The sequence below is a fragment of the Streptomyces bicolor genome (assembly GCF_000719285.1).
GTDB classification, from domain to species: domain Bacteria; phylum Actinomycetota; class Actinomycetes; order Streptomycetales; family Streptomycetaceae; genus Streptomyces; species Streptomyces bicolor.
In genome coordinates, this window is the sequence record NZ_JOFS01000017.1 from 16,922 (window position 1) to 26,647 (window position 9,726).

A 9,726-nucleotide genomic window follows, 5' to 3' on the forward strand; every position below is an offset into this window, starting at 1 on the left:
TTACGCACCCGCCCCGGCACGCGCACGGAGAAGAGCCGCGGGGGCGACGTCCTCGAGCGGCAGACCACGGCGGGCCGCGATCTCCTCGGGACGCTGCAGGCCCTTCAGGGCCTCCACGGTCGCGTGCACGATGTTGATGGCGTTGTCGGAGCCGAGCGACTTCGACAGCACGTCGTGGATACCGGCGCACTCGAGCACGGCACGCACCGGACCACCGGCGATAACACCGGTACCGGGCGACGCGGGCTTGAGCAAGACGACGCCGGCAGCCTTCTCACCCTGGATGGGGTGCGGGATGGTGCCCTGGATGCGGGGGACCTTGAAGAAGTGCTTCTTGGCCTCCTCAACACCCTTGGCGATGGCGGCCGGCACCTCCTTGGCCTTGCCGTAACCGACACCCACGGTGCCGTCACCGTCGCCCACCACGACCAGCGCGGTGAAGCTGAAGCGACGACCACCCTTCACAACCTTGGCGACGCGGTTGATCGCGACAACGCGCTCAACGTACGCGGTCTTCTCGGCGGCAGCTGCGCCGCCGTCACGGCCCTTCCGGTCCCGCCGCTCGCCGCCACCGGCACCGCCACCGCGGCGCTGGGGTCCAGCCATTGGATTTACCTCTCTCTTTTCCGCTAGCTACGAACGGCTCAGAACTTCAAGCCGGCTTCGCGGGCGGCGTCCGCCAGGGCGGCGATGCGCCCGGCGTACTGGTTACCACCACGGTCGAATACGACGGCCTCGACGCCCGCGGCCTTGGCGCGCTCGGCGACCAGGGCGCCGACCTGCTTGGCCTGCGCGGACTTGTCGCCCTCGCCACCGCGGATCGAGGTCTCCAGGGTGGACGCCGACGCAAGGGTGTGACCCTTGAGGTCGTCGATCACCTGGGCCACGATGTGGCGGTTGGAGCGGGTAACGACCAGACGGGGACGCTCCGCCGTACCGTTGATCCGCTTGCGGATCCGGATGTGACGGCGCTTGATCGCGGCGCGCTTGTAGGCGTCGCCCTTGAGAATCTTCTGCCCGTATGCCATGGCTTACTTACCCGCCTTTCCGACCTTGCGGCGGATGACTTCGCCCTCGTACTTGACGCCCTTGGCCTTGTACGGGTCGGGCTTGCGCAGCTTGCGGATGTTGGCCGCGACCTCGCCGACCTTCTGCTTGTCGATGCCCTCGACCGAGAAACGCGTCGGAGCCTCGACCTTGAAGGTGATGCCCTCGGGGGCCTCGACCAGGATCGGGTGGCTGTAACCGAGCGCGAACTCGAGGTTCGAGCCCTTGGCGGTCACGCGGTAACCGACACCGCTGATCTCGAGCTTCTTCACGTAACCCTGGGTCACGCCGGTGATCATGTTCGCCACCAGCGTGCGGGACAGGCCGTGCAGGGCCTTGTTCTGACGCTCGTCGTTCGGGCGGGTCACCTGCAGGGTGCCGTCTTCGCCCTTGGCGACCTCGATCGGCGCCGACACGGTGTGGGTCAGCTCGCCCTTGGGGCCCTTGACCTTGACCGTACGGCCGTCGATGGTGACGTCCACGCCGGCGGGAACCGCGATGGGGAGCTTGCCGATGCGCGACATAGCTGTTTCCTCCGTTCCCTTCTGCTACCAGACGTAGGCGAGGACTTCTCCGCCTACGCCCTTCTTGCCGGCCTGCTTGTCGGTGAGGAGCCCGTGGGACGTGGAGATGATCGCCACGCCGAGGCCGCCGAGCACCTTCGGCAGGTTGGTGGACTTCGCGTAAACCCGCAGACCGGGCTTGGAGATCCGCTTGATGCCCGCGATGGAGCGCTCACGGTTGGGGCCGAACTTCAGCTCCAGGACGAGGTTCTTGCCGACCTCGGCGTCCTCGACCTTCCAGCCCGTGATGAAGCCCTCCTGCTGGAGGATCTCCGCGATGTGCGACTTGATCTTCGAGTGCGGCATCGCCACGGTGTCGTGGTACGCCGAGTTCGCGTTCCGCAGACGCGTAAGCATGTCTGCGATCGGATCAGTCATGGTCATGAATTGGCCTTCGGCCTCTCTCGCCGGGGTTTCCTGGTGCGCCATCCCTCTCCCCGATCCGAGACGGGACGGGTGCGGCGCGGTGGACCTACGGCGTAGTAAGTCGTACGGGCGTGACAGGCGCCCAACCCCACAAGCCTAAGCCATGCGGGGGTGGGCCCCTGTCCACCCAGATGCTTACCGAGAGCTTCCGGAATCCCTAAATAAGGGGATTACCAGGAGCTCTTGGTCACGCCCGGCAGCTCGCCACGGTGAGCCATCTCACGAAGGCACACGCGGCACAGGCCGAACTTGCGGTACACGGAGTGCGGACGGCCGCAGCGCTGGCAGCGGGTGTAGCCACGCACACCGAACTTGGGCTTGCGAGCAGCCTTAGCGATCAGAGCCTTCTTCGCCATCTCGCTCACGCCTCCTTGAACGGGAAGCCGAGGTGACGAAGGAGCGCGCGGCCCTCAGCGTCGTTGGTCGCCGTGGTCACCACGGTGATGTCCATACCCCGGACGCGGTCGATCTTGTCCTGGTCGATCTCGTGGAACATGACCTGCTCCGTGAGACCGAAGGTGTAGTTGCCACGGCCGTCGAACTGCTTGGGGGACAGACCACGGAAGTCGCGGATGCGCGGGAGCGCGAGCGACAGGGTGCGGTCCAGGAACTCCCACATGCGGTCGCCACGGAGCGTGACGTGGGCACCGATCGGCTGGCCCTCACGCAGCTTGAACTGCGCGATGGACTTGCGGGCCTTGGTGACGGCCGGCTTCTGACCGGTGATCGTGGTGAGGTCGCGGATGGCGCCCTCGATCAGCTTGGAGTCGCGGGCGGCGTCGCCCACACCCATGTTGACCACGATCTTGACGAGGCCGGGGATCTGCATGACGTTCTCGTACTTGAACTCGTCACGCAGCTTGCCCGCGATCTCCTCGCGGTACTTCTGCTTCAGACGCGGAGTCGTGGTGGTAGCCATCAGATGTCCTCACCCGTCCGCTTGGCAACGCGGATCTTGTTGCCTTCGTCGTCGAAGCGGTAACCGACACGCGTGACGACCTTGTTGCCGTCCTTCTCAACGACCAGCTGGACGTTGGAGACGTGGATCGGCGCCTCGGTCGTGACGATGCCGCCGGCCTGGGAACCGCGAGCGGTCGGACCGGCCTTGGTGTGCTTCTTGACCCGGTTGACACCCTCGACCAGGACGCGCTCCTCGCGCGGGTAAGCGGCAATGACCTTGCCCTGCTTGCCCTTGTCCTTGCCGGTGATGACCTGGACCAGGTCGCCCTTCTTGATCTTCATGCTTACAGCACCTCCGGCGCGAGCGAGATGATCTTCATGAACTTCTTCTCGCGCAGCTCACGGCCGACGGGGCCGAAGATACGGGTGCCGCGAGGGTCGCCGTCGTTCTTCAGAATGACGGCGGCGTTCTCGTCGAAGCGGATGTACGAGCCGTCCGGACGGCGGCGCTCCTTGACGGTGCGAACGATGACCGCCTTGACGACGTCACCCTTCTTCACGTTGCCACCGGGGATCGCGTCCTTGACGGTGGCGACGATGACGTCACCGATGCCCGCGTAGCGGCGACCGGAGCCACCGAGCACACGGATGCAAAGGATCTCCTTCGCACCAGTGTTGTCGGCGACACGCAGTCGCGACTCCTGCTGGATCACGTCTATCTCCTGTTTGTCTGCCGGTTCCCTCCGGGGTTTGAACCGGAGAGCCTGGCGGAACCGTCCTGCGGGGATTGCCTCGCAGGAATTACTTGCGCCTCTGAAAGGGAAGAACCCTGTCCGCCGGGGCCGGAGCCCCGGCGGGGGTCAGCGGGGCCGTAGCCCCGCTTGATTACTTCGCCTTCTCGAGGATCTCGACGACGCGCCAGCGCTTCGTCGCGGACAGCGGCCGGGTCTCCATGAGGAGGACGCGGTCGCCGACACCCGCGGCGTTCTGCTCGTCGTGCGCCTTGAGCTTGTTCGTACGGCGGATGACCTTGCCGTACAGCGCGTGCTTCACGCGGTCCTCGACGGCGACGACGACGGTCTTGTCCATCTTGTCGCTGACGACGAGACCCTCACGGGTCTTGCGGAAGCCGCGCGCCTCTGCGTTCTCAGTCACGTTCTTCTCGCTCATCAGGCGTTCTCCACCGTTTCGATGCCCAGCTCACGCTCGCGCATCAGGGTGTAGATCCGCGCGATGTCCTTGCGGACCGCCTTGAGACGGCCGTGGTTCTCGAGCTGACCCGTCGCCGCCTGGAAGCGGAGGTTGAACAGCTCTTCCTTGGCCTCGCGAAGCTTCGCCAGAAGCTCCTCGTTGCCCAGCTCGCGCAGCTCGGACGCCTTGGTACCGGCCGACATCACGCTTCACCTGCCTCGCGCTTGACGATCCGGCACTTCATCGGCAGCTTGTGGGCCGCACGAGTCAGCGCCTCACGGGCGATCTTCTCGTTGGGGTACGACAGCTCGAACATCACGCGTCCGGGCTTGACGTTGGCGATCCACCACTCCGGAGAACCCTTACCGGAACCCATGCGGGTCTCGGCGGGCTTCTTGGTGAGCGGACGGTCCGGGTAGATGTTGATCCAGACCTTGCCACCACGCTTGATGTGACGCGTCATGGCGATACGAGCGGCCTCGATCTGACGGTTCGTCACGTACGCCGGGGTGAGCGCCTGGATGCCGTACTCGCCGAACGCAACCGTCGTGCCACCCTTGGCAGCGCCGGAGCGCTTCGGGTGGTGCTGCTTGCGGTGCTTGACCCTACGGGGGATCAGCATGTCGGTCAGGCCTCCGTTCCGGTGCTCTCAGCCGGAGCGGACGCGGGAGCCTCGGCCTTGGGGGCCTCGGAACCGGCAGCCTGCTGCGGCTTGCGACCGCGCCGCTCGCCACCGCGGCCACCACGGGCCGGGCGGTCGGCACCGCCACGCGCCGGGCGGTTACCCGCACGGGCGGCAGCGTTCTCGGCGCGGACCTCGGCGATGTTCTTGACGTCGCCCTTGTAGATCCAGACCTTCACACCGATGCGGCCGAAGGTCGTCTTGGCCTCGAAGAAGCCGTAGTCCACGTTCGCGCGGAGCGTGTGCAGGGGCACACGGCCCTCGCGGTAGAACTCCGAGCGGGACATCTCGGCGCCACCGAGGCGGCCACCGCACTGGATCTTGATGCCCTTGGCGCCGGCCTTCATGGCGGACTGCATGCTCTTGCGCATGGCCCGACGGAAGGAGACGCGGGAGGAGAGCTGCTCGGCAACGGCCTGGGCAACCAGCTGAGCGTCGGTCTCGGGGTTCTTGACCTCGAGGATGTTCAGCTGGACCTGCTTGCCCGTGAGCTTCTCGAGGTCACCGCGGATGCGGTCGGCCTCGGCGCCACGGCGGCCGATGACGATGCCCGGACGCGCGGTGTGGATGTCCACGCGGACACGGTCACGGGTGCGCTCGATCTCCACCTTCGAGATGCCGGCGCGCTCCATGCCGGACGTCATCATCCGACGGATGGCGACGTCTTCCTTGACGTAGTCCTTGTACAGCTTGTCGGCGTACCAACGCGACTTGAAGTCGGTCGTGACACCGAGCCGGAACCCGTGCGGGTTTACCTTCTGGCCCATTACCGGGTTCCTTCCTTGCTGGCGACGACCACGGTGATGTGGCTGGTCCGCTTGCGGATCCGGTAGGCACGACCCTGGGCGCGCGGCCGGAACCGCTTCAGGGTCGGACCCTCGTCGACGTACGCCTCGCTGATGACCAGCGAGGAGGCGTCCGTGTGGTCGTAGTTGTGCGCGGCGTTGGCGATGGCGCTGTCGAGCACCTTGCCGACCGGCACAGAGGCAGCCTGCGGAGCGAATCGCAGGACCGCCTGGGCCTCCGTGGCGTTCATGCCACGGATGAGGTCCACCACACGGCGGGCCTTCATGGGCGTGACGCGGATGTACCGCGCCTGGGCCCTGGCTTCCATGGTTGTCCCTTCAGTTACTTACGTGTCTGAATGCGATCCGCTACTAGCGGCGCTTCGACTTCCGGTCTTCCTTGACGTGACCCCGGAAGGTGCGCGTCGGCGAGAACTCGCCGAGCTTGTGGCCGACCATCGACTCGGTGACGAACACCGGGATGTGGGTCTTGCCGTTGTGCACCGCGAGCGTGTGGCCGAGCATGGCCGGCACGATCATGGAGCGACGGGACCAGGTCTTGATGACGTTCTTGGTGCCGGCTTCGTTCTGGGCTTCCACCTTCTTGATCAGGTGGTCGTCGACGAAGGGCCCCTTCTTGAGACTGCGCGGCATCTAAACCCGCTCCTAGCGCTTCTTGTTCGTCTTGCGGCGGCGGACGATGTACTTGTTGCTCGCCTTCTTGGGAGCACGAGTACGACCTTCCTTCTGACCCCAGGGGCTGACCGGGTGGCGACCACCGGAGGTCTTGCCCTCACCACCACCGTGGGGGTGGTCAACCGGGTTCATCGCCACACCGCGAACGGTCGGGCGGACGCCCAGCCAGCGCTTACGGCCGGCCTTACCCCAGTTGATGTTGCTCTGCTCGGCGTTGCCGACCTCGCCGACGGTGGCGCGGCAGCGCACGTCGACCAGGCGGATCTCACCGGACGGCATGCGGAGGTGGGCCATCGAGCCCTCCTTCGCGAGCAGCTGCACGGAGGCACCGGCGGAGCGGGCGAACTTGGCACCGCCACCGGGACGGAGCTCGATCGCGTGGATCGTGGTACCGACCGGGATGTTGCGGAGGGCCAGGTTGTTGCCCGGCTTGATGTCGGCCCCGGGACCGTTCTCGACGCGGTCACCCTGCTGCAGGTTGCGCGGGGCGAGGATGTAGCGCTTCTCGCCGTCGGCGTAGTGCAGCAGCGCGATGCGCGCGGTGCGGTTGGGGTCGTACTCGATGTGCGCGACCTTCGCCGGCACGCCGTCCTTGTCGTGACGACGGAAGTCGATCACGCGGTAGGCGCGCTTGTGTCCGCCACCCTGGTGGCGAACGGTCACACGACCGGCGTTGTTACGGCCGCCCTTGCTGTGCAGCGGGCGGACCAGCGACTTCTCCGGCGTGGACCGCGTGACCTCGACGAAGTCGGCGACGCTGGAACCACGACGGCCCGGCGTAGTCGGCTTGTACTTGCGGATTCCCATTTCTCAGTCCTCGTCCGATATCGGACGATCCGGACCGCCCTTAGGCGGTCGGACCGCCGAAGATGTCGATACGGTCGCCCTCGGCGAGGGTCACGATCGCGCGCTTGGTGGCGGCACGCTGGCCGAAGCCCGTGCGGGTCCGCTTGCGCTTGCCCTGGCGGTTGATCGTGTTGACCCCGGTGACCTTGACCGAGAAGACCGCCTGGACGGCCTGCTTGATCTGGGTCTTGTTGGCGCCCGGGGCGACGATGAACGTGTACTTGCCCTCGTCGAGGAGCGCGTAGCTCTTCTCGGAGACGACCGGCTTGAGCAGCACGTCACGGGGGTCCGTGAAGGACTTGCTCACCGGGGTCTCGACGGTGTTCTTGCCCTCGGCGGCGTGGCGACGCGCCTTGGCGACGCGCGCGGCCTTGGCGGCCTTCGCGGCCTTGGAGGCAATGCTCGGGTGACGCGTAGCCATCAGGCCTCGCTCCCTTCGGTGTCAGCGGCCTTGGGGCCAGACACGAAGGACTCGAACGCGGCCTGGGTGAAGACCACGTCGTCCGAGACGAGAACGTCGTACGTGTTCAGCTGGCCCGGCTCCAGGATGTGGACCTGGGGCAGGTTGCGGGCGGACAGCCACGCGGCCTCGTCGGCGCGCTCGGCGATCAGGAGCAGGTTCTTGCGCTCCGAGATCTTGCCGAACAGCGTCTTGGCGGACTTCGTGGACGGGGTCTCGCCCTCGATGACGCCGGAGACGACGTGGATGCGGTTGTTGCGGGCCCGGTCGGTGAGGGCGTGGCGCAGGGCCGCGGCCTTCATCTTCTTCGGGGTCCGCTGCGAGTAGTCACGCGGCACGGGACCGTGCACGACGCCACCACCGGCGAACTGCGGCGCGCGGGTCGAACCCTGACGGGCGCGGCCGGTGCCCTTCTGGCGGTACGGCTTCTTGCCACCACCACGGACTTCACCGCGGGTCTTGGTCTTGTGCGTGCCCTGGCGGGCAGCGGCCAGCTGCGCGACGACGACCTGGTGAAGCAGCGGAACGCTGATCTTCTCTACGTCGAAGATCTCCGCGGGGAGCTCGACGGTACCGGCCTTGTCGCCCGCCGGCGAAAGGATGTCAACAGTGCTCATCGGTTACCTCAGGCCCCCTTGGCCGCGGTGCGGACCAGGACGAGGCCGCCGTTCGGACCGGGAACCGCGCCCTTGATGAGCAGCAGACCCTTCTCCGCGTCAACGGCGTGGACGGTCAGGTTCTGGGTGGTGACCCGCTCGTTGCCCATGCGACCCGCCATGCGGAGGCCCTTGAACACACGGCCCGGGGTGGCGCAGCCACCGATGGAACCGGGAGAGCGGTGCTTGCGCTGGGTGCCGTGCCCGGCGCCGAGGCCACGGAAGTTGTGGCGCTTCATGACACCGGCGAAGCCCTTGCCCTTGCTCTTGCCGGTGACGTCGACCTTGACGCCCGCCTCGAAGACCTCGGCGGTGACTTCCTGACCGAGCGTGTACTCGGAGGCGTCAGCCGTACGGATCTCGACGAGGTGACGACGGGGGGTGACGTCGGCCTTCGCGAAGTGGCCCTTGAGGGGCTTGTTCACCTTGCGCGGGTCGATCTCGCCGAAGGCGAGCTGGACGGACTCGTAGCCGTCGGCGTCGTTGGTACGAACCTGGGTGACGACGTTGGGGCCGGCCTTGACGACGGTGACCGGAACAACACGGTTGTTCTCGTCCCACACCTGCGTCATGCCGAGCTTCTCGCCCAGGATGCCCTTGATCTGCTTAGCCATCTCTCAGATCACCGCGCCTCAGAGCTTGATCTCGATGTCGACACCGGCCGGGAGGTCGAGTCGCATCAGAGAGTCAACGGTCTTGGGGGTCGGGTCGAGGATGTCGATCAGGCGCTTGTGCGTGCGCATCTCGAAGTGCTCGCGCGAGTCCTTGTACTTGTGCGGCGACTTGATGACGCAGTACACGTTCTTCTCAGTGGGCAGCGGCACCGGGCCCGCGACCGACGCACCAGTGCGGGTCACCGTCTCGACGATCTTCTTCGCCGAGGAGTCGATGACCTCGTGGTCGTAGGCCTTGAGCCGGATGCGGATCTTCTGTCCCGCCATGGCTACTCAGTAGTCCTTTGTCTCGTAACGCTCTGGAACCCGGCGTTCCAGTCCCCGCTCTCCGACCCACGCGGTCGGGCGTGTCGCGCTGCCGCTGACACAGATGCCCCTTGTTCGAACATCCCTTGCCTGGGAGCACGGCCCTTGCGAACCGCAGGACCGGGGGCGGAAGGCCCACCGGGTGCCTGGCCGGTGCCGCACCTTGCTTCCCGAAAGATTCCCGTACGTCCGCCCCAGCGCTGCCTTACGGCAGTTAGGGCGACGAGTACTGTGGGACTCGCTTCCGGTCCTCCCGGCGGGAGGCGCGCAGCATCAACACTCGACCGAGCAACTCGGACAGTCTGCCATACGGGGCCGGGGCTCCGCCAATCGAGCCGGAGAGAATACCCCGGGAGTGACACAGGTCAAACGCGGGTCCCGCACCCGCCCGCGCCCGGCACTCACCGGCCACCGCACGGAAGCCCTCAATGATCAGTACGGGCATCCCCGCATGCAACAATTACCGATATTCTATGCTCTGCACATAAAGAGGA

The 9,726-nt window shown here is 66.4% G+C and carries 19 protein-coding genes; all 19 read right to left on the reverse strand.

Annotation, left to right across the window (positions count from 1 at the left end; all coding sequences use genetic code 11):
• Entirely contained in the window at nt 1-606 is a 606-nt protein-coding gene (rpsE, locus tag IF78_RS0122180) for a 30S ribosomal protein S5 (RefSeq protein ID WP_009190144.1), read from the reverse strand.
• 38 nt (nt 607-644) lie between these two features.
• Nucleotides 645-1,028, reverse strand: a complete 384-nt coding sequence (rplR, locus tag IF78_RS0122185) for a 50S ribosomal protein L18 (protein ID WP_031477827.1) — start codon at nt 1,026-1,028, stop codon at nt 645-647.
• A 3-nt stretch (nt 1,029-1,031) separates the two neighbouring features.
• On the reverse strand, nt 1,032-1,571 hold the full coding sequence (gene rplF / locus IF78_RS0122190; RefSeq protein ID WP_031477828.1) for a 50S ribosomal protein L6: 540 nt from the start codon (nt 1,569-1,571) through the stop codon (nt 1,032-1,034).
• A gap of 24 nt (nt 1,572-1,595) precedes the next feature.
• A complete protein-coding gene (rpsH, locus tag IF78_RS0122195; RefSeq protein WP_015658459.1) occupies nt 1,596-1,994 on the reverse strand; it encodes a 30S ribosomal protein S8 in 399 nt (132 codons plus the stop codon).
• 212 nt (nt 1,995-2,206) lie between these two features.
• Nucleotides 2,207-2,392 carry a type Z 30S ribosomal protein S14 gene (locus IF78_RS0122200; RefSeq protein WP_003948630.1) on the reverse strand — a complete coding sequence of 62 codons (186 nt, stop codon included), beginning with the start codon at nt 2,390-2,392 and terminating at the stop codon, nt 2,207-2,209.
• Nucleotides 2,393-2,397: 5 nt separating this feature from the next.
• Entirely contained in the window at nt 2,398-2,955 is a 558-nt protein-coding gene (rplE, locus tag IF78_RS0122205) for a 50S ribosomal protein L5 (RefSeq protein ID WP_016434630.1), read from the reverse strand.
• Nucleotides 2,955-3,278: a 50S ribosomal protein L24 gene (gene rplX, locus IF78_RS0122210; protein WP_031477830.1), complete on the reverse strand. Its 324-nt coding sequence runs from the start codon at nt 3,276-3,278 to the stop codon at nt 2,955-2,957. Before rplX ends, rplE begins: the two co-directional genes overlap by 1 nt.
• Nucleotides 3,279-3,280: 2 nt before the next feature.
• Complete coding sequence (rplN, locus tag IF78_RS0122215; RefSeq protein WP_003998823.1) at nt 3,281-3,649, reverse strand: 50S ribosomal protein L14; 369 nt, start codon at nt 3,647-3,649, stop codon at nt 3,281-3,283.
• A 172-nt stretch (nt 3,650-3,821) separates the two neighbouring features.
• A complete protein-coding gene (gene rpsQ, locus IF78_RS0122220; RefSeq protein ID WP_018543912.1) occupies nt 3,822-4,106 on the reverse strand; it encodes a 30S ribosomal protein S17 in 285 nt (94 codons plus the stop codon).
• Nucleotides 4,106-4,330, reverse strand: a complete 225-nt coding sequence (gene rpmC / locus IF78_RS0122225) for a 50S ribosomal protein L29 (RefSeq protein ID WP_007494763.1) — start codon at nt 4,328-4,330, stop codon at nt 4,106-4,108. Before rpmC ends, rpsQ begins: the two co-directional genes overlap by 1 nt.
• A complete protein-coding gene (gene rplP, locus IF78_RS0122230; protein ID WP_030967307.1) occupies nt 4,330-4,749 on the reverse strand; it encodes a 50S ribosomal protein L16 in 420 nt (139 codons plus the stop codon). The genes rpmC and rplP overlap by 1 nt, the downstream gene beginning before the upstream one ends.
• A 5-nt stretch (nt 4,750-4,754) precedes the next feature.
• Complete coding sequence (rpsC, locus tag IF78_RS0122235) at nt 4,755-5,576, reverse strand: 30S ribosomal protein S3 (RefSeq protein ID WP_031477835.1); 822 nt, start codon at nt 5,574-5,576, stop codon at nt 4,755-4,757.
• The gene (gene rplV, locus IF78_RS0122240) at nt 5,576-5,923 is read right to left on the reverse strand and encodes a 50S ribosomal protein L22 (protein ID WP_031477837.1); all 348 of its coding nucleotides are present in this window, start codon (nt 5,921-5,923) and stop codon (nt 5,576-5,578) included. The genes rpsC and rplV overlap by 1 nt, the downstream gene beginning before the upstream one ends.
• Before the next feature lie 43 nt (nt 5,924-5,966).
• Nucleotides 5,967-6,248 carry a 30S ribosomal protein S19 gene (gene rpsS / locus IF78_RS0122245; protein WP_003998828.1) on the reverse strand — a complete coding sequence of 94 codons (282 nt, stop codon included), beginning with the start codon at nt 6,246-6,248 and terminating at the stop codon, nt 5,967-5,969.
• A 12-nt stretch (nt 6,249-6,260) separates the two neighbouring features.
• Nucleotides 6,261-7,097 carry a 50S ribosomal protein L2 gene (gene rplB, locus IF78_RS0122250; protein WP_031477839.1) on the reverse strand — a complete coding sequence of 279 codons (837 nt, stop codon included), beginning with the start codon at nt 7,095-7,097 and terminating at the stop codon, nt 6,261-6,263.
• A gap of 40 nt (nt 7,098-7,137) precedes the next feature.
• Nucleotides 7,138-7,557, reverse strand: a complete 420-nt coding sequence (gene rplW, locus IF78_RS0122255; protein WP_031477841.1) for a 50S ribosomal protein L23 — start codon at nt 7,555-7,557, stop codon at nt 7,138-7,140.
• A complete protein-coding gene (gene rplD / locus IF78_RS0122260; RefSeq protein ID WP_031477842.1) occupies nt 7,557-8,213 on the reverse strand; it encodes a 50S ribosomal protein L4 in 657 nt (218 codons plus the stop codon). The genes rplW and rplD overlap by 1 nt, the downstream gene beginning before the upstream one ends.
• An 8-nt stretch (nt 8,214-8,221) precedes the next feature.
• Nucleotides 8,222-8,866 carry a 50S ribosomal protein L3 gene (gene rplC / locus IF78_RS0122265; RefSeq protein WP_031477844.1) on the reverse strand — a complete coding sequence of 215 codons (645 nt, stop codon included), beginning with the start codon at nt 8,864-8,866 and terminating at the stop codon, nt 8,222-8,224.
• 18 nt (nt 8,867-8,884) lie between these two features.
• Entirely contained in the window at nt 8,885-9,193 is a 309-nt protein-coding gene (gene rpsJ, locus IF78_RS0122270; RefSeq protein WP_003948644.1) for a 30S ribosomal protein S10, read from the reverse strand.
• Nucleotides 9,194-9,726: the final 533 nt, after the last annotated feature.

Excerpts from the sequence above, each read along its gene's own strand:
- rpsE (WP_009190144.1), bottom strand. The coding sequence starts at position 606 with ATGGCTGGACCCCAGCGCCGCGGTGGCGGTGCCGGTGGCGGCGAGCGG.
- rplR (WP_031477827.1), bottom strand. The coding sequence starts at position 1,028 with ATGGCATACGGGCAGAAGATTCTCAAGGGCGACGCCTACAAGCGCGCC.
- rplF (WP_031477828.1), bottom strand. The coding sequence starts at position 1,571 with ATGTCGCGCATCGGCAAGCTCCCCATCGCGGTTCCCGCCGGCGTGGAC.
- rpsH (WP_015658459.1), bottom strand. The coding sequence starts at position 1,994 with ATGACCATGACTGATCCGATCGCAGACATGCTTACGCGTCTGCGGAAC.
- IF78_RS0122200 (WP_003948630.1), bottom strand. The coding sequence starts at position 2,392 with ATGGCGAAGAAGGCTCTGATCGCTAAGGCTGCTCGCAAGCCCAAGTTC.
- rplE (WP_016434630.1), bottom strand. The coding sequence starts at position 2,955 with ATGGCTACCACCACGACTCCGCGTCTGAAGCAGAAGTACCGCGAGGAG.
- rplX (WP_031477830.1), bottom strand. The coding sequence starts at position 3,278 with ATGAAGATCAAGAAGGGCGACCTGGTCCAGGTCATCACCGGCAAGGAC.
- rpsQ (WP_018543912.1), bottom strand. The coding sequence starts at position 4,106 with ATGAGCGAGAAGAACGTGACTGAGAACGCAGAGGCGCGCGGCTTCCGC.
- rpmC (WP_007494763.1), bottom strand. The coding sequence starts at position 4,330 with ATGTCGGCCGGTACCAAGGCGTCCGAGCTGCGCGAGCTGGGCAACGAG.
- rplP (WP_030967307.1), bottom strand. The coding sequence starts at position 4,749 with ATGCTGATCCCCCGTAGGGTCAAGCACCGCAAGCAGCACCACCCGAAG.
- rpsC (WP_031477835.1), bottom strand. The coding sequence starts at position 5,576 with ATGGGCCAGAAGGTAAACCCGCACGGGTTCCGGCTCGGTGTCACGACC.
- rplV (WP_031477837.1), bottom strand. The coding sequence starts at position 5,923 with ATGGAAGCCAGGGCCCAGGCGCGGTACATCCGCGTCACGCCCATGAAG.
- rpsS (WP_003998828.1), bottom strand. The coding sequence starts at position 6,248 with ATGCCGCGCAGTCTCAAGAAGGGGCCCTTCGTCGACGACCACCTGATC.
- rplB (WP_031477839.1), bottom strand. The coding sequence starts at position 7,097 with ATGGGAATCCGCAAGTACAAGCCGACTACGCCGGGCCGTCGTGGTTCC.
- rplW (WP_031477841.1), bottom strand. The coding sequence starts at position 7,557 with ATGGCTACGCGTCACCCGAGCATTGCCTCCAAGGCCGCGAAGGCCGCC.
- rplD (WP_031477842.1), bottom strand. The coding sequence starts at position 8,213 with ATGAGCACTGTTGACATCCTTTCGCCGGCGGGCGACAAGGCCGGTACC.
- rplC (WP_031477844.1), bottom strand. The coding sequence starts at position 8,866 with ATGGCTAAGCAGATCAAGGGCATCCTGGGCGAGAAGCTCGGCATGACG.
- rpsJ (WP_003948644.1), bottom strand. The coding sequence starts at position 9,193 with ATGGCGGGACAGAAGATCCGCATCCGGCTCAAGGCCTACGACCACGAG.